Annotated in this window: 23 protein-coding genes; 13 read left to right on the top strand and 10 right to left on the bottom strand. The window is 68.9% G+C overall.

The window, feature by feature from the left end:
• The first annotated feature begins 2 nt into the window (after positions 1-2).
• Positions 3-983, top strand: coding sequence for a YhcG family protein (locus tag OG558_RS12015; protein ID WP_405070287.1), 981 nt, complete (start codon positions 3-5; stop codon positions 981-983).
• 88 nt (positions 984-1,071) lie between these two features.
• Positions 1,072-2,076 carry an NAD(P)-dependent alcohol dehydrogenase gene (locus tag OG558_RS12010; RefSeq protein WP_405070286.1) on the top strand — a complete coding sequence of 335 codons (1,005 nt, stop codon included), beginning with the start codon at positions 1,072-1,074 and terminating at the stop codon, positions 2,074-2,076.
• 54 nt (positions 2,077-2,130) lie between these two features.
• On the opposite strand, the gene OG558_RS12005 is transcribed toward OG558_RS12010, so the two are convergent.
• Positions 2,131-2,604 carry a nitroreductase family deazaflavin-dependent oxidoreductase gene (locus OG558_RS12005; protein WP_405070285.1) on the bottom strand — a complete coding sequence of 158 codons (474 nt, stop codon included), beginning with the start codon at positions 2,602-2,604 and terminating at the stop codon, positions 2,131-2,133.
• A gap of 112 nt (positions 2,605-2,716) precedes the next feature.
• Between OG558_RS12005 and OG558_RS12000 the strand changes: the two genes are divergently transcribed.
• Positions 2,717-3,484 (top strand): TetR/AcrR family transcriptional regulator, encoded by a 768-nt coding sequence (locus OG558_RS12000; protein ID WP_405070284.1) that lies wholly within the window; start codon positions 2,717-2,719, stop codon positions 3,482-3,484.
• Positions 3,485-3,511: 27 nt separating this feature from the next.
• Here OG558_RS12000 and aat read toward each other — a convergent pair whose 3' ends face one another.
• Positions 3,512-4,177, bottom strand: coding sequence for a leucyl/phenylalanyl-tRNA--protein transferase (gene aat, locus OG558_RS11995; protein WP_405070283.1), 666 nt, complete (start codon positions 4,175-4,177; stop codon positions 3,512-3,514).
• Between the two features lie 216 nt (positions 4,178-4,393).
• Here aat and OG558_RS11990 point away from each other — a divergent pair, with 216 nt between their 5' ends.
• On the top strand, positions 4,394-5,089 hold the full coding sequence (locus OG558_RS11990) for an EcsC family protein (protein ID WP_405070282.1): 696 nt from the start codon (positions 4,394-4,396) through the stop codon (positions 5,087-5,089).
• 48 nt (positions 5,090-5,137) lie between these two features.
• Positions 5,138-5,524, top strand: a complete 387-nt coding sequence (locus OG558_RS11985; protein ID WP_405070281.1) for a VOC family protein — start codon at positions 5,138-5,140, stop codon at positions 5,522-5,524.
• Here OG558_RS11985 and OG558_RS11980 read toward each other — a convergent pair.
• Positions 5,516-6,361 (bottom strand): helix-turn-helix transcriptional regulator, encoded by an 846-nt coding sequence (locus tag OG558_RS11980; RefSeq protein WP_405070280.1) that lies wholly within the window; start codon positions 6,359-6,361, stop codon positions 5,516-5,518. The genes OG558_RS11985 and OG558_RS11980 overlap by 9 nt on opposite strands.
• Positions 6,362-6,593: 232 nt before the next feature.
• Positions 6,594-7,520, bottom strand: coding sequence for a hydroxymethylglutaryl-CoA lyase (locus OG558_RS11975; RefSeq protein ID WP_405070279.1), 927 nt, complete (start codon positions 7,518-7,520; stop codon positions 6,594-6,596).
• Between the two features lie 56 nt (positions 7,521-7,576).
• Here OG558_RS11975 and OG558_RS11970 point away from each other — a divergent pair, with 56 nt between their 5' ends.
• A complete protein-coding gene (locus OG558_RS11970; protein ID WP_405070278.1) occupies positions 7,577-8,221 on the top strand; it encodes a GNAT family N-acetyltransferase in 645 nt (214 codons plus the stop codon).
• Between the two features lie 78 nt (positions 8,222-8,299).
• On the opposite strand, the gene OG558_RS11965 is transcribed toward OG558_RS11970, so the two are convergent.
• On the bottom strand, positions 8,300-9,082 hold the full coding sequence (locus OG558_RS11965) for a metallophosphoesterase family protein (RefSeq protein WP_405070277.1): 783 nt from the start codon (positions 9,080-9,082) through the stop codon (positions 8,300-8,302).
• Between the two features lie 142 nt (positions 9,083-9,224).
• On the opposite strand from OG558_RS11965, the gene OG558_RS11960 reads away from it, so the two are divergent.
• The 4 genes from OG558_RS11960 (at position 9,225) to OG558_RS11945 (ending at position 13,777) form a co-directional block, all read left to right on the top strand.
• Entirely contained in the window at positions 9,225-10,019 is a 795-nt protein-coding gene (locus OG558_RS11960) for a hypothetical protein (RefSeq protein WP_405070276.1), read from the top strand.
• The gene (locus tag OG558_RS11955; RefSeq protein ID WP_405070275.1) at positions 10,019-11,335 is read left to right on the top strand and encodes a hypothetical protein; all 1,317 of its coding nucleotides are present in this window, start codon (positions 10,019-10,021) and stop codon (positions 11,333-11,335) included. Before OG558_RS11960 ends, OG558_RS11955 begins: the two co-directional genes overlap by 1 nt.
• A 264-nt stretch (positions 11,336-11,599) precedes the next feature.
• On the top strand, positions 11,600-12,067 hold the full coding sequence (locus OG558_RS11950; protein ID WP_329483275.1) for a MarR family transcriptional regulator: 468 nt from the start codon (positions 11,600-11,602) through the stop codon (positions 12,065-12,067).
• Between the two features lie 102 nt (positions 12,068-12,169).
• A complete protein-coding gene (locus OG558_RS11945) occupies positions 12,170-13,777 on the top strand; it encodes a molybdopterin-dependent oxidoreductase (RefSeq protein WP_405070274.1) in 1,608 nt (535 codons plus the stop codon).
• Here OG558_RS11945 and OG558_RS11940 read toward each other — a convergent pair.
• Positions 13,758-14,369 (bottom strand): TetR/AcrR family transcriptional regulator, encoded by a 612-nt coding sequence (locus OG558_RS11940; protein ID WP_329483273.1) that lies wholly within the window; start codon positions 14,367-14,369, stop codon positions 13,758-13,760. The genes OG558_RS11945 and OG558_RS11940 overlap by 20 nt on opposite strands.
• Positions 14,370-14,425: 56 nt before the next feature.
• On the opposite strand from OG558_RS11940, the gene OG558_RS11935 reads away from it, so the two are divergent.
• Both OG558_RS11935 and OG558_RS11930 read left to right on the top strand, forming a co-directional pair.
• A complete protein-coding gene (locus OG558_RS11935; RefSeq protein ID WP_405070273.1) occupies positions 14,426-15,151 on the top strand; it encodes a hypothetical protein in 726 nt (241 codons plus the stop codon).
• On the top strand, positions 15,148-17,211 hold the full coding sequence (locus tag OG558_RS11930) for a YhgE/Pip family protein (protein ID WP_405070272.1): 2,064 nt from the start codon (positions 15,148-15,150) through the stop codon (positions 17,209-17,211). Before OG558_RS11935 ends, OG558_RS11930 begins: the two co-directional genes overlap by 4 nt.
• Here the strand turns inward: OG558_RS11930 and OG558_RS11925 are convergent.
• The 3 genes from OG558_RS11925 to OG558_RS11915 all read right to left on the bottom strand — a co-directional run bounded on the left by OG558_RS11925 (position 17,208) and on the right by OG558_RS11915 (position 20,114).
• A complete protein-coding gene (locus OG558_RS11925) occupies positions 17,208-18,449 on the bottom strand; it encodes a hypothetical protein (RefSeq protein WP_405070271.1) in 1,242 nt (413 codons plus the stop codon). The genes OG558_RS11930 and OG558_RS11925 overlap by 4 nt on opposite strands.
• Before the next feature lie 109 nt (positions 18,450-18,558).
• Positions 18,559-19,230, bottom strand: coding sequence for an N-acetylmannosamine-6-phosphate 2-epimerase (locus OG558_RS11920; RefSeq protein WP_405070270.1), 672 nt, complete (start codon positions 19,228-19,230; stop codon positions 18,559-18,561).
• Positions 19,227-20,114 (bottom strand): N-acetylglucosamine kinase, encoded by an 888-nt coding sequence (locus tag OG558_RS11915; protein ID WP_405070269.1) that lies wholly within the window; start codon positions 20,112-20,114, stop codon positions 19,227-19,229. The genes OG558_RS11920 and OG558_RS11915 overlap by 4 nt, the downstream gene beginning before the upstream one ends.
• A 113-nt stretch (positions 20,115-20,227) precedes the next feature.
• Between OG558_RS11915 and OG558_RS11910 the strand changes: the two genes are divergently transcribed.
• A complete protein-coding gene (locus OG558_RS11910; RefSeq protein ID WP_405070268.1) occupies positions 20,228-21,058 on the top strand; it encodes an LLM class flavin-dependent oxidoreductase in 831 nt (276 codons plus the stop codon).
• Here the strand turns inward: OG558_RS11910 and OG558_RS11905 are convergent.
• Entirely contained in the window at positions 21,055-22,485 is a 1,431-nt protein-coding gene (locus tag OG558_RS11905) for a gamma-aminobutyraldehyde dehydrogenase (protein WP_329483266.1), read from the bottom strand. The two genes, OG558_RS11910 and OG558_RS11905, sit on opposite strands and share 4 nt — an antisense overlap.
• Positions 22,486-22,490: the final 5 nt, after the last annotated feature.

Below are 22,490 nucleotides of genomic sequence, written 5' to 3'. Positions count from 1 at the left end.
CGTTGCACTTTTCCTTGGCTCGCCACCGGTCACCGCCGCGAACCGGGAGATGCTCAAGAGCTACTGGCTCCATCGGGCACGAGATCCTTGACCGGCAACAGGAGCAGGACTGGGGCAGCAAGGTCATCGACAGGCTCTCGACCGACCTCAAGAATCGTTGTCCCGGAGTGACCGGATACTCACCGCGCAACCTCAAGTACATGCGAGCGTTCGCGGCTGCTTGGGCAGGAGAGGCAATTGTGCAAGCGCCACTGGCACAATTGCCGTGGTACCACCATCTCGCCTTGCTGACGAAGATCGACCACCCTGAGTTGCGCTCCTGGTACGCCGCTGCCGCAGTCGAGCGTGGCTGGACCCGGGACGTACTCGCGCTCCACATCGACAGCCGATTCCACGAGCGCGCCGGCAAGGCGGTGACGAACTTCGCCACGGCGCTGCCGTCGGAAGAGTCCGACCTGGCTCAGCAGGCAACCCGCGATCCCTACCTGTTCGACATCCTCGGCGCGACCGACGGCTGGCGGGAGCGGGAGGTGGAGAAGAAGCTGGTCGAGCACGTCGGCAAGTTCCTCCTCGAGCTCGGACAGGGGTTCGCGTTCATCGGGCAGCAGGTCCGGCTCGAGTTGGACGGCGAGGAGTTCTTCTGCGACCTGCTCTTCTACCACCTGGAACTCAGGTGCTATGTGGTGATCGAGCTCAAGTCCGTGAAATTCGACGCATCGTTCCTGGGTCAGCTCGGGCTGTACATGGCCGTCGTGGACGACGTACTCGCGAAGGACGGCGACAAACCGACCATCGGCCTGCTGCTCTGCCGGAACAAGAAGCAGGTCGTCGCCGAGTACGCCTTGAAGGGGTTCAAGGCGCCCATCGGAGTGGCGGACTGGACGAGCGCGATCAACAGGTCGTTGCCCGAGGAGTTCCAGTCCGCACTGCCGAGCGTTGCCGAGTTGGAAGCCGAACTTGCCTCCGGAGCGGTGGAGGACTGACCGACAGTCGCCTGCGCTCCGCAGGGCGATTCCCGGGTGGGAATTGAGGGTGGGTGCGGGGTGAACGCACCGTTGGGGGGTGGAAACGATGAAGAGCTATCACATCCAGTACGGCGGCGGGCTCGAGAGTTTGCGGTTGCGCGAACACCCCGTGCCGGAGCCCGGGCCGACCGAGGTGCTGGTGCGGATCCGGGCGAACTCGCTCAGCTCACGCGAGCTGAACATCCTGCGCGGCCGCTATCCGCTTCCGGTCTCCGACGACATCATCGCCGCGTCGGACGGCGCCGGTGAGGTGGTCGCGGTGGGTGGCGAGGTCGACCGCTTCCAGGTTGGCGATCGGGTGATGGGCGTCGTGTTCCAGCGGTGGTTCGACGGGCGCTTCGACCTCGCTCGCGCCGACCAGCTGGGCGGGTCGCTCAACGGTCTGCTGACGGAGTACGCCGTACTCGACCAGGAAGGCGTCGTACCGATCCCCGATCACCTCACGTACGAAGAGGCGGCGACGCTGCCGTGTGTGGCAGTCACCGCGTGGAACGCCCTGCTCGGCGGGCAGGGTCTGGTGCCTGGCGAGCAAGTCCTGACGCTGGGTTCGGGTGGTGTGTCTCTGTTCGCTTTGCAGCTCGCCAAACTGCTCGGTGCTCGCGTGATCGCTACCGCCGGCACTGATGAGAAGGCCGCGCGACTGACCGAACTTGGTGCCGACGCCGTGATCAACCACACCACCACGGTTGACTGGGCGAAGCAGGTCCGTGAACTGACCGACGACCGCGGCGTCGACCATGTGGTCGATGTGGCCGGCACTCTGAACGAGTCGCTCCGAGCCACCGCCACCGGCGGCGAGATCGCCTTCGTCGGCTCACTGGGCGGCGCCGACCCCGTCGACGCCCGCCTCCTCTTCACGTCCTCGGTCACCGTGCGCCCGATCGCCCTGGGCCACCGCGCCCACTTCCAGGCAATGAACCAGGCCATCGCCGCAGCCGACCTGCACCCGGTCATCGACCGGGTCTTTCCCTTCGACCAAACCCCTGCCGCCTTCGCCTACTACGCCAACGGCGGCGGCTTCGGCAAAATCGTCATCTCCCACACCGCCTGACCTTTGCCCAGTGCGGCCCCGCGCCTACTCCAGCCGCCCCGCATCAGCGGGTCGTCAGATGGCGTGGATTCGGAAGACGGGGACGCCGGGGGCGATGTGGTGGAGGACCTCGTCGGGGGAGTTCTTGTCGACGTCGCCGCCGAAGAATGTGCCGACCTCCCAGGCCCACTTCTTGAGGTAGAGCCGGAGCATCGGGGTCTTGTCGGCGTCGGCGATCTCCTCGGCGCGGAAGGTTTCGACCTTGCGGCCGAGTTGGAGGCGGCCTTCCTTGGTGGCGCGGAGGTTCTTCACCCACTGGGTGTGGCCGCGAGGGGCGACCAGGTAGCGCTCGCCGTCGAGGATCAGGAGGTTGACCGGAGTGCTGCGCCACTCGCCGGACTTGCGGCCGCGGACCGAGAGGACCCGGCTGCCCATCAGGCTCAGGCCGAGCTTGGTCATGCGGGCGACGATCCGGTTGAAGACCCGCATGCTGCCCTCGGCCGCGGTGATCACGCGCTTGCTGTCGTAGGTCTGCTTGTACTCCGGCATCGTCCTGCCCTTTCATCGTTTCGAGAGCGGTGCTCTCTGTTGAGATCAGTGAACACGGAAGCAGTGCTCCTTGTCAAGAGCACTGCTCTCGAATCTGTGGCAGACTGGGTTCATGAACGCTGGACGCACCGCACGCGAGAGAGCCAGGGCCGAGCTGACCGACGAGATCAAGGCGGTCGCCCGGCGGCAGCTCGCAACGGTCGGGGCGGAAGGGCTGTCGCTGCGGGCGGTCTCCCGGGAGCTCGGGATGGTGTCGTCGGCGCTCTACCGGTACTTCCCGAGCCGCGACGACTTGCTGACAGTGCTGATCATCGACGCGTACGACGCTCTCGGGGAAGCGGCCGAGGCAGCGGCGATCAAATCGGGAGCGTCGTTCGCAGTCGGCGGGGCGACCCCGGACGCGGAACCGCCGGACGGAGGGCTGGCGCCGGCCCCGGGGTCGTGGGACCCGTTGCAAACCTGGGTGGCCGTGTTCAGCGCCATTCGGGACTGGGCTCGCTCGAATCCACAGCAGTACGCACTGATCTACGGGTCGCCGGTGCTCGGCTATCAGGCACCGCAGACGACGGTTCAGCCCGCCATCCGGGTGCCCATCCTGATGCTCGGGATTCTCCAGCAAGCGCATGCGGAGGGCCGGCTGGCGCCGCTCGACGATGCGCCTGAGCCGGACGGCGTACTTGCCGGCCAGGTGGCAGTGCTGGTCGGGTTGGCGCCTGGTGTGCCACCCAGCGTGCTGCTCCGCATGGTGATCGTGTGGACGCAGCTGTTCGGGATGATCAACTTCGAGTTGTTCGGTCAGCTGGTCGGATCGATGGACCCGGCGGACGAGTTCTTCACCTCGGCGACCCGGCAGATGGCCGCCTTCGTCGGTGTCAGTTGACGACCTTCCTGCACGCCCCGGCAGGTGTCAGCTGAACGCCTTCGGAAGCGGGAGGTCGACGGCGCGCGCGACCCGGCGGACGTAGTCTTCGCGCGGGATCGAGACCGCGCCGAGGGTGGCCAGGTGGTCGGTGACCCATTGGATGTCGAACACGCGCTCGGCGGCGTACTCGTCGTCCAGCAGTTCGATCAGACCGGCGACGGCAGCCTTCGAACCATCGGTCTTGTGATGGAACATCGACTCTCCGGCGAACAGCCCGCCGATCGACACGCCGTACAGGCCGCCCGCGAGCTCGTCGCGGTCCCAGGCCTCGACCGAGTGCACCCAGCCGAGCCGGTGGAGTTCGGTGTACGACGCGATGATGTCCCGGTCGATCCAGGACCCGGGCCGGCGCGGATCGGCACACGCGCGGATGACCTGATCGAACGCCGTGTTCACCCGGATCTCGAACTTGCTCCGGGCCCGCCGCACCGACCGCGACGGCCGGTACCCGGCGACCTCGATCACCCCGCGATCGACCGGCGACCACCACAGCACCGAGGCTCGGCGGTCCGGCATCGGGAACAGACCCCGCCGGTACGCCGCCAGCACGGTCCCCGGCGCCAGGTCGGCACCACCCGCGACCACGTCGCTCGCCCCGGCAACCCCGACCGGCGGAAACTCCCACACAGAAGCAGCAGGCTCGACAGGCACACCCCCATCCTGGACCACACCCCACCACTCCACCGCCGAGGGGACACCCCGAGCTGGAGGGTCCGTCCCGGGCCGAGGCGACACTCCGCGGTCGAGGGGACACCCGAAGAGCTAGGGGACACCCGGGGTTTCTCCCGAGTGGCGGGGTACCGGAAGCCACGTAGAGTTGAGGCACGCCCAGGCTTCCGGACGCGGGGGAGGGCGGGAAGGAGCACCGTGGCCGGAGTAGCCAGGTTCGTCGCCAGCAGTCTTGCGCCCGCCGCGCAGCGGCTCGCTCCGCAGGCCGCGGCGGGAGTACTGCGCCAGATTCTCGAAGTCGCGATCGACGGGTACCAGCGGTTCCCCGGCGCCGAGCGGATCGCGGAGAGCAAGCTGGCCCGGTGCGGCGGCGACCCACAGCTCGCCATCGACGCGGTGATCGACCAGCACATCCGGCTGGCCGGCGTCCAGGGCTTCGCCACCGGCCTCGGCGGCCTCATCACCCTCCCGGTCTTGCTGCCCGCGAACCTGACCGGCATCGCGATCGTCCAGGCGCGGATGGTCGCCGCGATCGCGCACCTGCGCGGCTACGACCTGGACGACCCGCGCGTCCGCACCGCGGTCATCACCTGCCTGCTCGGCGAGGAGGGCATCGCCGACCGGCTGAAGAAGTCCAGTCTGGTGTCGTCGCCGATGGCGATCGCGACCGCGCCGGTGTTCGACCCGGAGCTGGATCGCCAGGTCTCCGGCGAGGTGGTCGGCGAACTGATCGCCCGGATCAGCGGCAAGAAGATGGCCCTCACCGTCACCCGCCGGGTTCCGCTGCTCGGCGGCGCGGTCGGCGGCTGCGTCGACGGCTGGTCGACGTACCGCGTCGGTCAGTACGCCGACAAGAGCCTGGTCCGCCGGATCCGGCGCCCGATCGAGCCGTGATCGCCGTACGCCGCAGCGCGCTGACGGCTGTGGAAGGGTGATCGCCGCGTGGTAGCGCCGTTTTGGGGACCGATGCTGGACTGCCCGGACCCGCTGCCGCTGGCTGAGTTCTACCAGCGGGTGGCCGGCGGTGAGCTGGCGGTCGTCCACGAGGCGTTCGTGGAGCTGAGGTTCGACACCTTCAGCCTCGGCTTCCAGCGTGACCCCAACTACCGGGCGCCGACGTGGCCGGACCCGCGCGTACCGCAGCAGACCCACCTGGATTTCATGGCCGAGGATCTGGACGCGGAGCAGGCTCGAGTGATCACTGCCGGTGGGACGCCGACTGCCTTCCAGCCGCAGCCGTCCGTCTTCCGCATCTTCCTCGACCCGGCCGGTCACCCGTTCTGCCTGACCACGTGGCGTACGCCGGGTGGTCCACCCGAATCACGCTGACGCTTCGGCCGGCTCCAGGCTGCGCCGCGTCAACGGAAGGCGAGTCCGGGTCTCCTCGTCCGCGGGCGTCTCGACAAACAGAATCAGATCCGGATGCGCGGGCAACGCGAACTCGGTCACCGTGAAGTGGAGCTCGCCCGCGGCCGGGTGGATCACGTGCCGCGGCCGCGGCGTGCAGGCAGCGACCTCGTGCCGTGACCACAGCTGGGCGAACTCAGGACTGAGCGCCTGCAGCCGCTCCAGGTCCGTCTCCCAATCCGGGTCGCCGAGGTGTTCGCCGTACGCCGATCGCAGCCGGCCGACGAGGTACGGGAGCTCGGTGTCGTAGTTCAGCAACTGCTGCCGGGCGGTCGGCTCGGTGACGATGCACCACAGCAGGTTCTTGTGGATGCAGGGCAGGCGGTGCCAGTCGTGGAAGAGGTCGCTGAACGCCGCGTTCGTACGGACGATGTCGAACCGGGTGTTGGTGATCACCGCGGGCAACGGATCGAGTGCGTCGAGGATCTCGGCGAAGACGTTCTCCTTCGCACACACCGTCGCCCGAGGTGGTCGCACAGGCGTCGCCTCGGCCAGACGGTAGAGATGCTCGCGCTCGATCGAGTTGAGCCGCAGCGTCGCGGCGACCGCATCCAGCACCTGACCGCTCGCGTTGATCGGTCGCCCCTGCTCGAGCCACGTGTACCAGGTCACGCCGACCCCGGCGAGCTGAGCCAACTCCTCCCGCCGCAGCCCCGGCGTACGACGCCTCCCGCCGGCGGGCAGGCCGACATCCTCGGGGGACACCCGCGCACGCCGCGCCTTCAGGAATTCCCCGAGCTCAGCCCGGTGAGTACTCACGCCACCATCGTGACGCCCCGCACCGACAGTTTCCGGTCGGCGAGCAAGTGCGAGCGGAAGCCATGACTCGGCGGCCGGGGTCGCCCGAGCCGGGGCACCACCCACTCCAGCCGTGGGCCAAAAGTCGTTAGGTGGACCAGGAACTGGGGGGCTGGGACAGGCCCCAGCCCCCGACAACCTCTCCCAGGTCCCCGGATGTGATCCCGTTCGCCGGCGGACGGGGCGCTGCGATTCAGCCGGCGAGAGCTTGCACCACTCGGCTCGGGGACGGCTTGCCTAGCTGCTCGGCCATCCAGACGCTGGTGGTGACGAGCTTCTCCAGGTCGACGCCGGTGTCGATGCCGAGCCCGTCGAGCTGCCAGAGGAGGTCTTCGGTGGCGAGGTTGCCGGTTGCGCTCTCGGCGTACGGACAGCCGCCGAGGCCGCCGGCGGAGCTGTCGACCGTGGTGACGCCTGCGCCGAATGCGGTGAGGGTGTTGGCGAGGGCCTGGCCGTAGGTGTCGTGGAAGTGCACAGCCAGCTTGTCGACCCCGACCCCGGCGGAGCCGAAGGCCGTGATCAGCGCGGTCACCTGGCCGGGCGTCGCGACGCCGATCGTGTCGCCGAGGGACAGCTCGTGGCAGCCGAGGTCGACCAGCCGCGCGCCGACCTTCACCACCTGATCGATCGGTACGTCGCCCTCCCACGGGTCGCCGTAACACATCGACACGTAGCCGCGGACCGTCAGTCCTTCGGCCAGCGCACGCTGGATCGTCGGGGTGAACATCGCGAACTGGTCGTCGAGTGTGGAGTTCAGATTCTTCGCCGCGAAGGTCTCGGTCGCGCTGGCGAACATCGCGATCTCGCGGACACCGGCGGCCAGCGCTCGGTCCAGGCCGCGTTCGTTCGGCACCAGGACAGGGGCTCGCACATCCTCCGGGAGGTCGAGCTGGTCGAGCAGTTCGGCGGCGTCCGCGAGCTGCGGGACCCACTTCGGGTGCACGAAGCTCGTCGTCTCGATCGTCGTCAGGCCGGCCTCGATCAGCCGCCGGATGAACTCGGCCTTCACCGCGACGTCGACGATGGCCGACTCGTTCTGCAGTCCGTCCCGTGGACCGACCTCGTAGATCGTCACCCGGTCGGGCAGGCCGTCGGCCTTCACCAGTTGCGGTTTCCGCATCGTGCCGCCTCCGTGCGTCTGAGCCTGACACGGGATCTCCGCGACAATGGCTCGTGATGACAACTCTGGCTGACATTCTGCGCGGCATCGAACGTGGCGTCTTCCCCGCCCCGGATCTCGGCGTCACCGTCGTACCGGCGCCGTCGCCGCGCGAGACCTGCGTGGTCGCGCTGACCGGGCACATCGTGATCGCCGCGGACGTCGACCCCGCGTGGGTCGCCGAACGCGTCCCGGCCGGTGACCTCTCCGCACCGACCAATCCGCCGTTCCTCTCGGCTCTCGAGGAGTTCACCGGCCGCCGGGTGAACGCGATCGACGCGATGCTGCTCGCGCCCGCGCTCAAGGATCCGGCCGATCGCGTCGCGGCGACCACAGGTGTGACCGAACTCACCAATCACGACCACCCTCGCGTCGAGCGCGCGTGGCGCTACCGCGACGACGTCCGGGTGTACGGCGACGAGTACGGCGGACTCGTGCTCACCGGGCGAGGTCTGGCCGGCCGCCTCGAGTGTGCGATCGAAGTACCCGAGGAGTCCCGCGGCAAAGGCCACGGACGCCGACTCGCCTCAGCCGCTCGTGCGCTCGTCCCGCCGGACGCACACATCTGGGCGCAGGTCACGCCAGGCAACGCGGCCTCGTTCCGGACGTTCCTGGCCGCGGGCTACAAACCCGTAGGCTCCGAAGCGCTGCTGGTCAAGTGACCGCTCCGTGAACACCCGGCGGATTGTTGCTGACGGCCACTAGTCCACACCTGTGGACAAACCTGGGGAAAGCGGGCGTCACGCCGTACGGCGATGGTACGTGTGCGGCTCGTCGGCGTAGAAGTTGCCGCGGTAGAGGCCGCGGATGATCTCGGCTTCGTAGCCGTCGAGTTCGGGCATGCCGAGGTCGCGGGCGATCTCGAGTTCGGCGTGGGCGTCGTACGGGATGCGGACGAACTGGATCGAGAACGGCGCCGGATCCGGTGAGTCCGGGACGCCCTCGAGGATCGCGTAGACCGGGGTCGGATCCTCCAGGCTGTTGCCGACCGAGCCGATGTTGAACAAGGTCCGGCCGAGGTCGACCTCGTAGAACGGATCGTGGGTGTCGGCATACCCGACCACAGTCGGGATCGGGCCGTCTCCGGTGGCCGGCGTGTTCTCGAACATCCCGACGTACTCCGCCTCGTCGTGATCGAACCGGACCCGCCGGTGAACACTCGTCGACGACGCGTGGAAGAGCCGGAGCTGGCGGCCGCTCAGCAGGAAGTCATGGCAGAACGGAAGCCCGCGCAGCCAGGCCCACTGGTCCTCGCGCAATTCCTTCTTCCACCACCGCAGGCCTTCGCTGTCGTGCTCGCGCTCGGGATCGGGCAGGAAGTCGTCCCAGTTGCCGAGGATGTTCACCTCGCAGACCTCGCGACAGCGATCCACCACCGCCTGCCCGCGCGGCCCCTTCCCGACATAGTCGCCGAGATTGAAGATCCGCTCGATCCCCCGCCCCTCGATATCCGCGAGCACCGCCTCCAGCGCGGTCAGATTCCCGTGCACATCCGAAATCAGCGCAATCCGCTCGAGACCCATGAGCCGCATCCTTCCATCCCGCCGGGCCTCTCGGACAACGAATTCCAGCCGTCGGAGGGCCTGTGGATAACTTCCGCGGCGATCGGCCGATTTTGCCAGCCTTGTGTTCGTGAGGTTTCCAGCCGACAGATCGGGGAGCGGGATGAGTGAGAACGAACAGAAGTCACCCTTCGGGGCAGGGTTTGCCGCCGCATGCATCGTCGTCGGAGCCGTGCTGGTCTGCGGCATCCTCCTCCTCGTCAGCGGGCCGAACCACTCCGACGCATCAACGGGTACGACGCACTCCTCGGCCGCCGGCGATCCGGGGGCACCCGTGAGCTCACGGACCGATGGTCAGACCGCCGGTGCTCGGCCTGCGACCCCGTCGGGCAATGGTTCAGATCAGGCCGCTGCCGACGGTCGGAACGGCTGTGGCCCAGCGGCTGGGGATCAAGCGGTCCCCACCAAGCCGCCGGTTGCCGACAGCTGGGAGGTCAGCCATCGGGTCGTCGTCCCACGATCGACCGCCCACGGGCCGGCCAGGACCGACGCCGACGGCTTCCGGCGGTGCTTCGCCCATTCACCGACCGGTGCGGTCTACGCCGCCTACAACGTCGTCGCCGCACTCGCGGACCAACGGCAAGCGATCCCGACCGTTCAGAAGCTCATGGTCCCCGGCTCCAACACCGACGCACTGCTTCAAGAGCTACGGAAAGAGACGCCGACCGACGAGGCTGCCACCCAGTTGGCCGGCTTCCGGGTCCTGGACGCCGATCACGATCGGGTCACCATCATGCTCGCGGTCCCGGTCGAATCGGAGTACATGAGCCTCACCCTCACGCTGATCTGGTACGCCGGCGACTGGCGGGTCCGATCGCCATCGCCCGGCAACCCCGTCGGCGCGCCGTTCTCCCAACACCGTGATCTCGACGACTTCGTGGCTTGGAGTGGTGTCTGATGTGTGGCCCGACTAATGTCACCTGTCACATCGGCGAGGGATTCCAGGCGGTCGCCGAGAACGGGCTCAAGGCGCTGACGAAGGCCATCGGCGAGGCTGCGATGGAGGCCATGAACGGCGTGGCGACTTTCTGGATCGAGCAGCCGACCCCGACGCTGGTCGTCGGCGCCGACGGCAAGTCTCCCCGGAACAGCGAAATGGTGGCCTTCCTGCAGGGCAACGTCCTCGAGATCGCGGCGATCATCTTTATCCTGGCGGTGCTGGTCGCCGGCATCCGGACCGCCTGGGAGCAGCGCGCGCAACCACTCCAACAGTTGCTAAAGGCAACGCTTGTGTTCGTGGCCGTCAGCGCGGCCGGCGCGGCGACCCTGCAACTGCTCTCCGAGTACTCGGACTGGTTCGCGCAGATGATCATCAAATCGGTGCTCCCCGAGGATTCGGCTCTCGGCCCCGCGCTGGGCGGACTCGTGCTGCGAGGCAGTCTGGGTCCGATCACCGGCGACCAGACCGCTAGCCTGATGACGATGCTGATCGGGATGTTCGTCATCATCGGCGGCCTGGTCCAGGTCGTTCTGATGGTGATCCGGTCGGCGCTGTTGATCCTGCTCGCGGGCACTTTTCCGCTCGCGGCCGCCGCGACCAACACCGAGATCGGCAAGGCCTGGTTCAAGAAGTACTGCGGCTGGGCGCTGGCCTTCGTCGCGTACAAGCCGGCCGCGGCACTCATCTACGCCGCCGCGATGAAGATGAACCAGATCGGTGTCGGGGGCTCCGGCAACACCTTCGTGCGGACCGCCACCGGTCTGATGATGCTGTTCCTCGCGATCTTCGCCTTACCGGCCCTGCTGCGCTTCATGGTCCCCGTGACGGCGGCGGTGGCCGGCGGTAGCGCAGGTATGGGCACGGCGGCCGCCGACCCCGGTGGCATGGCCACCGGTGCCATCAACATCGGTCGGTCGGCCATGGGACGGCTCGGTGGATCGGGCGGCTCATCGGGTGGTGGAGGTGCGTCCGGGGCAATCGCGGCCGGCCCAGCAGGTGCGGGTCTGGCCGTCGCCGGTGCGGCTGTCAACGGGGGCAAGAAGTTGGCCGGTGGGGTGGCGGGTGCGGCCGCGCACTCGGCTGGTGAAACAGGAGGTGGGTCGGTCACGCCGACCTCGTCGGTCGGTCCGATGTCCCGCAGCGGATCCGGCGCACGGTCGTCCGGCGCGCGGTCATCGGGTTCGTCCGGTTCGAGTACGGCGAACTCCGGGACTTCCGCGTCCGCCACACCGGGACGGATCCCCGAACCCGCGGGTCCGAACGGTGCGTGGTAGGTGCCGAACCGCACCGCACTAGACCGGATTTTGCCGCTGTTGATCGAGCAGCCCGCAAGCCTTTCCGCACACCCCGGTGGCGCCGAGTTACGCTCAGGTGGTTTGCGGTTGAGGGTCGGTCTGTAGCCGAAAGGTCACCCCGCGTAGCGAAGTGACCTAGTCAGCTAATAGAGTCCGCGCATGACCATCGCGCCTTCGCTTTGCTCGCCCCTAGCGCTAGCCGATGCAGAACCCACTCGCGCCTCGGAACCTTGGGAAAGCGATGTGATCTCGGCCTATGGCCTGCTGCGTGAAGCAGCGGCCGAGCTGGATCATCTGATGCGCCACTCCCTGAAGCGCAGTGGACTGCAAATGGCAATGTTCGAACTGTTGCTGCGGCTGGCCCGCAGCCACGGGGAGAAGCAGCGTCTCACGTCCCTCGCCCGGGAGTTGACCGTCACCACCGGCGGCATCACCCGGCTGGTGGACCGCGCCGAGAATCTCGGCCTGGTGCGCCGGGAGCCGTGTCCCGACGACGCCCGCGGCTCGTTCGCGGTGCTGACCGAGGAGGGGAAGCGGCGACTGCGCGAAGCACTGCCGGACCACCTCCTCGAGATCGACAGCCTTTGGATGTCCCAGCTGGCCGACGAGCGGGACCTCGTCCTCGGCAAGCTCCGCCGGGTCCGGGACAACGCCCGCCGCTGGCCGAACGGCCGCCCGGGCCTGGGGCCGATCTCACCCGACCGGATCTGAACCACAGCGACAAACCTGAAAATCGGATACGAAGCATTACCCGCTACTAACGGTTGGGGCGCTCGGCTGGTGTCGAGCGCCCCGGCGCGTAATGGTTGAGAGGTGAAGCAACCAACCGGTCAGGTGCGCACGGACACCCCCAGCCGACGTACCGGCGGACCCGGAGACGGTGGCCCGCCGACCGGGCAGGAGCTGAGCCGGTGGCGGCATGCGACGCGGTGGCGGGGCGCTGTCGCCGGCGTGCTCTCGGCGTTGGCCGGGCTGGCGGCGGGGAGCGTGGCGGCGGGTCTGCTCGGCACCTCGCAGACACCCGTGGTCGCGATCGGGTCGGCGTTCATCGACCGGACACCGCCGTGGCTGAAGGATCTCGCCATTTCGTGGTTCGGCACCAACGACAAGAACGCACTACGGGTCGGCATCCTGATCGTCGTTCTGGCACTGGCCGCGATCGGCGGCGTTCTCGCCGTACGGCGCTATTGGGCCGGCGCACTCATCATCGTCGTACTGACCGGCGTGGCCGTGATCGCGGCGATGACTCGGGCGGACTCGGGGCAGACCGGGTTCCTGCCATCGGCGGTCGCCGGGATCACGGCGTTGCTCATCCTGCGGCTGTTCAGCAAGCGGCTCGAGCCACTGATCGACTTCCCCGATGACGGCGTCACCCGCCGGGGGTTCCTGCAGTTGTCGGCCGGGGTCGCACTCGGGTCGGCGGCAGTCGGTCTGCTGGGCCGAGTGGTCAGCGGAAATCGTGCGGCCGTCGCGGACGCGCGGAAGAGCCTGAAGCTGCCCCAGCCGCCGACCCTCGCTCCGCCGGCCGGTGTGCAAGCCGACGGCGCCACCCCGTGGGCCACGTCGAACGCCGACTTCTATCGCATCGACACCGCCCTCTCGGTGCCGCAGATCCTGCCGACGGACTGGAAGCTGCGCATCCACGGCATGGTCGACAACGAGATCCAGCTGACCTTCGACGACCTGCTGAAGCGCCAGGTGCTGCACAAGTGGGTGACGCTGACCTGCGTGAGCAACGAGGTCGGCGGTGACCTGATCGGCAACGCGCTCTGGTCCGGCGTACTCCTCAAGGATCTTTTGCAGGAAGCCGGACCGTCCAAGGACGCTGATGCGATCCAGTCGACATCGAAGGACGGATTCACCGCCGGTACGCCGCTCAGCACGCTGCTCGACGATCGGCAGGCGATGCTCGCGTTCGCGATGAACGGTCAGCCGCTGCCGGTCGAGCATGGTTTCCCGGTGCGGATCGTCGTACCCGGTCTGTACGGCTACGTGTCGGCGACGAAGTGGCTGGTGGACATCGAGGTGACCCGGTTCGACCAGTTCGAGGCGTACTGGACGCCGCGTGGGTGGTCGGAGCTCGGCCCGATCAAGCTGTCGTCGCGGATCGACGTACCGTTCGGCAAGAAGGTGACCGCAGGTCCGGTGACCGTGGCCGGGGTCGCGTGGGACCAGCACGTCGGGGTGTCCAAGGTCGAGGTGCGCGTTGATGGGGGCCCTTGGCAACAAGCGACGCTGGCGACGGACGCGTCGATCGACACCTGGCGGCAGTGGCACTGGACCTGGAACGCGCCGCATGGCACGCATCTGCTGCAGGTACGGGCGTTCGACGACAAGGGCAACCCTCAGGTCGAGGCGTCGGCTCCGCCCGCTCCGAACGGCTCGACCGGCCTGCACACCGTCAGCGTGAAGGTCGACTGACCGCAGCCAGCACCATGGGCAGGAACGTGTGCTCGAGCGAACCCGCCGGCACCTTCCGAGGCTCCAGCAGGCTCTGTGAGCGTGCGCCCTCATGCAACGCGATGACCATCCGGACGAACTGCTCCGGCGGCACGCTGAACGTCAGCCCACTGGCCGCGGAAATCTCCTCGACCAGTTTCGTCAGGCTGTCCCGGAACATCGCCCGCTGGCGGTTCAACGCCCGCGCCGCCTCTGGATGCCGCAGCGCGTGCAGAGTGAACTCGGTCGAGATCAGATGCCACTGCCGCTGGTCCGGCGACGCCTCGTCGAGCAGACCGAGGACGGCGTCCAGCAACGTGCCCGGCTGATTCGCGAGGTCGGGCAACAGCGCGGCGATCTGCTCGAGCAGGCGGTCGGTGGTGGCCTGGAACAACGCGAGGACCAACTCGTCCTTGGACGCGAAGTTCGAGTAGAAGGCGCCGCGGGTGAACCCGGCCCGGTCGCAGATGTCCTCCACCGAGGCTCCGTGGAATCCGCGCTCGGCGAAGACTTCGAGGGCGCCGTCGAGCAGACGGGCCCGGGTGGCGGAGCGACGGCGTTTGGGCGGTTCCATACGAGTAGGATACAGTTCTGTATTGAATACACAACCGTATTGAACGGGGAACTGGGATGCAGCTCGAGGCCACCGGGATCAGCGTGCGCGGTCCACACGCGCCAATGCTGGCCGCGACGTCGGTGCGCGTCGCCGATCATCAGCTGGCGGTGCTGGCGGGCTACCCCGGTCCGGGCCATGTCGCGGCCGGCCTAGGGCTGTCAGGTCGTCTCAAGCCCGACACCGGCTCGGTCCGGCTCGACGGGAAGGCGGACGCGGCGCTCCTGCGTCGGCGGGTCGCTGTGATCGATGCACCCGGTATTACCGAGCCGGACGACGCCCTGCCCGTTCAGACCGTCGTGGGCGAGGAGCTGGCGATCGCGGGTCGCAAGGCCGGCCGGAAGGCTGTCCTGGAGTGGCTGAACGAGCATGACGCGGCGGAGCATGCGGACAAGCGGTTCGAGCACCTGCCGGTCGGCGTACGGACCAGCCTGCTCGCGGAACTGACCGTCGCGCGGCCGGACGTGAAGCTCGTCATTCTGACGATGCCGGATCGGCACGGTGGAGATCCGCACGAGTGGTACGCGCTCGGTCGCGACCTGGCGTCCCGCGGGTACGGCGTGATCATCACATGCGCCGATGCGTCGGCACGGCTGCTGGACGTGGAGGCCGCCCGGCTCGGCTCGACCGACCAGCCGGACCCGGTGCAGGTCGCACCCATCGCACCGGTCGCACCCATCGCACCGATCGAGGACCCGACGCCGGAAGACGTCGTACCGCTGGAAGAGGAGACGAACGCGTGACTGCGATCAGGATGGCCTTGAGCGAGTTGCGCAGGCTGACCGCGGGGCGGTTGCCCAAGTTGGCCGTGGTCGCCCTGCTGCTCGTGCCAGTGCTGTACGGCGGTCTGTACCTCTACGCCAACCACGACCCGTACGGGCGCCTCGACAAGATCCCTACCGCGGTCGTGGTGGAGGACGCGGGGACGACGCTCGCGACCGGGGAGAAGCTGAACGTCGGACCGCAGGTCGCGGACGAACTCGTGAAGTCGCGGAGCTTCGACTGGCATCGCGTCGACCGGGCCGAGGCGGCCGCGGGAGTGTCGGACGGGAAGTACGAGTTCGCGCTCGTGCTGCCGAAGTCGTTCTCCGCTGACCTCGCGTCGAGCGCCGAGTTCACGCCGCGGCAGGCGCAGCTCGAGCTGCTGACCAACGACGCCACCAACTACATCGCCCACACCATCGCGAACCAGGTGGTCGCGCAGGTGACCAAGACCGTCGCGTCGCAGGTGAGCGAGACGGCGGCGAGCCAGTTGCTGGCCGGGTACAACACGATCCACACGCAGATCGGGCAGGCGGCTGCCGGTGCTGCTCAGCTCCAGACCGGACTGACGTCGGCGGCGACGGGCGTGACCAAGCTCCAGACCGGCGCGACCCAGCTCAATACTGCACAGAAGCAGCTGTCGGCCGGCGCGACCAAGCTGGCGGCCGGCACCACTCAGGCATCGCAGGGCGCGACGTCGCTTGCGGCAGGTGCGAGCAAGCTGGACAGCGGTCTGGACACACTCAAGCGGAAGACGGCGACGCTGCCGAAGCAGACCAAGACCCTCGCCGCCGGTGCCGATCAAGTGGCCGACGGCAACGAAAAGATCGCAACCGCCGGACGCCAGGCCGCGACCGCGTCGAGCACGCTGGTGAAGGACCTCAGCACGCTCGATTCCGGATTGGCTGCCCGGCTCAGGGCCCGCGGCTTCAGCCAGCACCAGATCAACGAGGTCCTGACCGAGACCGCCAAGCTGCGTGGGCCCGTCGTACGCGCGAACACCAAAGTCCAGTCGACGTCCAAGCAGCTCAACCAGTTGGCCACCGGAGCCCGCAAGGTCTCGAACGGCGCGGCCGCGCTGGCCAAGGCGACCCCGGCGCTGACGAGTGGCATCAGTACGGCGGCCAACGGCGCACAGCAACTGGACTCCGGCGCGGGGCAACTCAAGACCGGCCTCGCCAGCCTGCAGACCGGAGCACAGCAACTCGCGACCGGTGAGAAGCAGGCGGTGGTCGGACAAGGGCAGCTGCTGACCGGCGTGAACAGCCTTGCCACCGGAGTCACCAAGCTGAAGACCGGTGCGACTCAGCTGAACACCGGACTGGCCGACGGCCTCAAGCAGATCCCGAACCCGTCCGCTGACCAGCGCAAGGCGGTGGCCGAGACGCTCGGCGCGCCGGTGACCCTGCAGAACGTCTCACAGGCGACGGCCGACAGCTACGGCGCCGGTCTGGCTCCGTTCTTCCTCAGCCTGGCCTGCTGGATCGGGGCGTACGTGCTCTTCCTGCTGGTCCGGCCGCTGTCACCGCGGGCGTTGGCGGCACTGCAGTCGCCGTTCCGGGTCGCGCTGGGCGGTTGGTTGCCCCCGGCCCTCTTCGGCGCGATCCAGGCCACGCTCGTCTTCACCGCGGTCACCCTCGGCCTCGGCATCCACGCGGCGCATCCGTGGCTGACCGTCGGGTTCCTGATCCTCACCTCGTTCACGTTCGTGGCGATCCTGCATGCGCTGTCCGCGTGGTTCGGCGCGGTCGGCAAGTTCCTCGGTTTGGTCCTGATGGTGGTCCAGCTGGTCAGCGCCGGCGGCACGTTCCCGTGGCAGACCATCCCCGCGCCGCTCTACTTCTTCCACCACGCCCTCCCCATGAGCTACGCCATCGACGGCGTCCGCCACCTCATGTACGGCGGCCCCGGCACCTCCCTCGGCCGCGACCTCCTGGCCCTGCTGGCTTGGTTCGCAGTAGCCCTCGCCGCGTCGACCCTGGCGGCCCGCAAACAACGCGTCTGGCCAGCCAAGAGCCTCCAGCCGGAACTTGCGCTCTAGGTGTTCATGAAGGCGGTGGTGCGGGAGAGCAGTTGGGTGGTGGTGGGTTGGTCGAAGTAGGTGATGAGGGCTTCGTAGGCGCCGGATTCGGCGGCGGAGTGGTCTACGACGTAGCCGTAGTAGCCGTCGGTGTAGCCGACGACGCGGGTGACGGGGTGGGTGCTGTCGGCTTGCAGGCAGGCGCCGTGGACGGCGAAGAGTTCGACGGGGAGGTTGACCCAGCAGACGTCGCCCATCGTCACGACGCTGATGGGCAGCTCGAGGGAGTCCGGTAACGGGACGGCTGCCATCAGCGCTTGGCCGCGGGCGCCGTCGAGGCGGGTCTGGGCGATCCGGCCGGAGGGGTCGTCCTGGCCATTGGCCCGGCCCTCGGCCGCGACGACGAGTCGGGCGGCCTCGGCGGCCGACGGGATCTCGCGCACCTTGAGGTCCAGCGTCGTACGGCGAATTGCCGGTGCCGACTCTGGGAGCGCCAGGCCAGGCCCGGCCAGCGCTTCGCGGACCCGTGAGGCGAGCAGACCGCCGAGCCGGGCGACCTCGGCGGCTCCGCGACCCTGCCGAGTGAAGCGGGGACTCACATCACCGGCGGCACCCTGCAGGAACCCGACCACAGCGGGAGCGAGCGCGGCGCGGGCAGCGCCCGGCCAGTCGGCGGAATACCGCAGGTTTTCCGGACCATAGGTGGTCGGATGGCAGGCGAAGTCCAGCAGAACCGCCTCGAGTGAGCCCTCCGGCGAGTGCAGCGCGAGGATGCCGGCGGTGTTGTCGTGCGGACCGCTGCGACGGTGCCGATTGGTCCCGACACCGATCACCTCGACCGACCGCCACGACGCCGTCACCGACCGGCGCGCGAGACACGTCGCCCGGACCTTGGTCGTCAGCGCGTCGACCAGGTCCCGCTCCCGCTCGGCCGGGATGACCGGATGGATCTCACCGGTCCAACCGGACGGACCGGAATGCGTGTGCGAGGCGGACACCACCACGTGCGACGCCGGGATGCCCGCCGCTGCGCCGGCCGCAACAGCCAGCTCTGTAGTCAGGTCCTTGCCGACGGCAATCGCGTCCAGCGTCAGCCACAGCACACCGGGCTCGTCCGCCGTACTCAGCCAGATGATGGTGGCCCGGAGTGGGTCCGCGGCCCCGGTCGCGAGGTCGGTACGGGCGGCATAGCCGTCCAGCCGGTGACCCGGTGGCGGGGTGACGTCCAGGGATGTCGCGGCCAAGAGGAGTTCGGTCACGTCGGGGCTCCAGCGTTCATACCGGCTTTGATCTGGCAGGGGCAGGCGAGTCGGTGTTGTGTACCAAGACAACCAGGTATTCGTTCCACCTGCCCAGACACGGAGCGGACTACCGCCGCGCGGGAATCGCGCTGACCAGGCGGGCGGTGATGTCCGTGGGGTCGGTGATCGCGTGGCCGACGACGACGGCGTACGCGCCCGCGTCGCAGACGGCACGGACGTCCTCGGTGGTGCGGATCCGGCCCTCGGCGACGACCGGGCAGTCCAACCTCGCTGCGAGCCGGCGGACCAGTTCGACATCAGGTCCGGTCGGCGTAGGACCCGCGGTGTAGCCCGACAGGGTGGTCGCGACCAGGTCGGCACCTGCGTCCCGGGCAGCCAGGCCGGCGTCGAGGCTGTCCACGTCCGCCAGCACAGGTACGCCGAGTTCGTCATGGATCCGGCGGATCTGCCGGTCGAGCGGCTGTCCGTCGGGCCGCGGCCGGAGTGTGCCGTCGAGCGCGACGAGGTCGGCGCCGGCCGCGACGACGCCGGCCGCGGCCTCGTAGGTCGGCGTGATGAACACACCGGCCGGGTCGCCGAGCTTGTGCAGACCGATGATCGGCAGGCTGGTCACGACCCGGATCGCGGCGATGTCGGCCGGCCCGTTGGCCCGGATCGCACCGGCTCCACCGGCCTCGGCGGCCCGGGCCATCAGCGCCATCGCGGCCGGGGAGTCGAGCGGGTTCCCGGGACCTGCCTGGCAGGACACCACCATGGTGCCGGGCGCGAGAGCTGTCATCGACGGTGCGTCACGATCAGGTCGGCGTACGTTCCTACCGGCCCGGTCGCCAACCGCTCCGCGCCGTCGAGCGAGTTGCCGACGGCCGGGGTGAGCTGCGCTCTGGGCGACAACGCCGTACGGACCGGAGTCAGCAACTGCTCGCCGGCGCCGTCGAACAGTCCGCCGACACACGCCACCGGAACCGGGCCTTCGCCGGCCAGCTGCGCCACGGCCGCACTGACCGTCTCGGCGATGTCACCGGCCGCGCGTACGACGAGATCGTGCGCGACCGGATCACCCTCGGCGGCACACCGCAGCACCTCGGGAGCGAAGCGGGCGACGTCGTCGACCAGCGTCGAGGACCGGTAGAGCGTGACCGGATCGAGCGCGGTGTCCGCGAGCTTGGTCACCGGGCCGCGGCCGTCACGGGCACGCTGGACCGCGACCAGGCCGGCGCGGCCGATCGCGAACGCGCTCCCCGCGTCGCCGAACAGGTACCCATGCCCGTCGAGCTTGCGCCAGGTGCCGTCCCGGTCCACCGCGAGGCAGACCAATCCGGTGCCTGCGGCAACCACCACGCCGTACCCGTCGGGCAGGGCGCCGGCGTGCGCGGTCACCATGTCCTGGGCCAGTCGCACCTCGTCGGCGTCGAGCAAGGCGCCGACCTCCGCGGCGAACGCCTCCGCCGCGCCCGGTGCGGGCGGGTAACCGGTCAGGCCGAGAGCAACCACCTCGACCGGCCCACTGACACCTGCCTCGGCCGCGGCGTCGCTGATGGCCGCCAGCATGCGTCGGGGAGCGTCCGGGCCGTGGGTGTACCCAGGCCCCCTGCCGGTACGGCGCGAAGGGAGGGCTCGGAGTCTGAGGGCGGACTGTCCGCCGTCGATCGCAATGCGGGTCACCGGTTCACTCTTTCCCACCAAGCGCGGCCGGTAAAGCACCTCAGGTAGACCACTCGGGCGGATCGCACCGAACACTGTGGCAGGCTGGCAGGAATCCTCGGGAGGGATCAGGTATGCGCTTCGGACTCAAGGTCAACCCGGCAGGCTGGGACGACGCGTCGTCCTGGGCGGCGATCGCGGAGGAGGCCGGCTTCGACGGGCTGTGGACCGGCGACAACCTGCGCAACCCGCGCGATCCCGCCATCGCGGTGCACGACGGGCCGACCATCATCGCCGGCTGGGCCGCGACCACGCGACGGATCCGGGTCGGGTTGCTGATCGCGAACCTGGTGTTCCGGCACCCGACCGTCCTGGCCAAGCAGGCGACGACACTCGATCATGTGTCGGGCGGCCGGTTCGATCTCGGCATCGGCTCCGGCGTCTGGCCGACCGACCACGGCATGGCCGGTACGCCGATCTGGACCGCGCGGGAGCGGACCGAGCGGCTGGCCGAGTTCGTGGCGATCGTCGACCGGCTGTTGTCCGGGGACGTGACCGATCACGCCGGGCCGTACTACCCGTACTCACTGGCCGCGATGACACCTGGGACAGTGCAGGATCGGCTGCCGCTGATCATCGCGGCGAACGCGCCCCGCGCCCTCGCGGTCGTCGCGGCGCACGGCGACGGGTGGGTGACGTTCCCGGGTGCGGCGACCGAGGCGGAGTTCTACGCGAAGTCGGTCGAGCGCATACACGCCCTGGACGCGGCCCTCGAAGGCAGGAGGATCCGGCGACTCCTGCTCGCCTACGGGCAGATCGATCCGTGGGCGTCGGAGGATGGGTTCGCCCGGCTGGTCCAGCGCTACCAGGGCATCGGCTTCGACGAACTGGTCGTCTACGCGCCGAAGGATCACGAACGCGCCGTCTTCGACAAGGTGGCGAAGCGGCTTGACGACTACCGCTAGTCCTCGATGTTGGACATGACGTGCTTGATGCGGGTGTAGTCCTCGAGGCCGTACATGGACAGGTCCTTGCCGTAGCCGGAGTGCTTGAAGCCGCCGTGCGGCATCTCGGCGACGATCGGGATGTGGGTGTTGATCCAGACGCAGCCGAAGTCGAGGCGGCGGGCCATCCGCAGCGCGCGGCCGTGGTCGCGGGTGAAGACCGAAGAGGCCAGGCCGTACTCGACCCCGTTGGCCCAGCGCAGCGCCTCGTCCTCGTCGGTGAATCGCTGGACCGTGATCACCGGGCCGAAGATCTCCTGCTGGATGGCGTCGTCGTTCTGCCGGAGTCCTGAGACGACGGTCGGCGCGTAGAAGTAGCCGCGTTCGCCGACGGCCGCGCCACCGGTCCGGACGGTCGCGTGGTCGGGCAGGTTGCGGATGAAGTCGCTGACCCGGTGCAACTGGGCTTCGTTGTTCAGTGCGCCGTACGCCGCGTCCGGATCGTCGGGCTGGCCGGTGTGGGTGTGGTTGGCCCGCTCGGTCAGGGCGTCGACGAAGTCGTCGTGGATGCCGGGACCGGCCAGCACCCGGGTCGCGGCCGTGCAGTCCTGGCCCGCGTTGAAGTAGCCCGCGTCCGCGATCGCCTGCGCAGCCTTCGCCAGGTCGGCGTCGTCGAAGACGACCACCGGCGCCTTGCCACCGAGCTCGAGGTGGGTGCGCTTGAGCTGCCGGGCCGCGGCCGACGCGACCTCCATCCCGGCCCGGACCGAACCGGTGATGGCGACCAACTGCGGGATCTCGTGGTCGACCAGCGCGCGGCCGGTGTCGCGGTCGCCGCAGACCACGTTGAGCACCCCCGGCGGCAGGAACTCGTTGCACAGCTCGGCGAGCAGCACCGTCGACGCGGGTGTGGTGTCGCTCGGTTTCAGCACCACCGTGTTCCCCGCGGCCAGGGCGGGCGCGATCTTCCAGATCGCCATCATCAGCGGGTAGTTCCACGGCGTCACCTGACCGACGACACCGATCGGCTCCCGCCGGATCCAGGACGTGTGGCCGGTCATGTACTCGCCGGCTGACCTGCCCTCCAGCACCCGGGCCGCGCCGGCGAAGAACCGCAGCTGATCCACACACGGCGGCACCTCGTCGGTGGCCGTGATGGACAGCGGCTTGCCCGTGTTCCGGCTCTCCACCGCGATGAACTCGTCCGCCCGCCGCTCCATCGCGTCCGCGATCCGCAGCAACGCCAACTGCCGCTCGGCCGGCGTCGTGTCCCGCCAGGTCTCGAAGGCTCGCGCGGCCGCGGTCATCGCCTGGTCGACATCCTCCGGCCCGGACAACGGCGCCCGCGTGTAGACGTCACCGGTCGCCGGCGCGATCACGCCGTACGTCGCGCCACTCAGCGCGGCCACCGGCTTGCCGTCGACGATGTTGGTGAGGGTCTGGTCCATGACGG

The organism is Kribbella sp. NBC_01510, from assembly GCF_045040325.1.
Taxonomy (GTDB): domain Bacteria; phylum Actinomycetota; class Actinomycetes; order Propionibacteriales; family Kribbellaceae; genus Kribbella.
The sequence above is the reverse complement of the archived record's forward strand: the minus strand, read 5'-3'. Positions and strand labels throughout refer to the sequence as shown.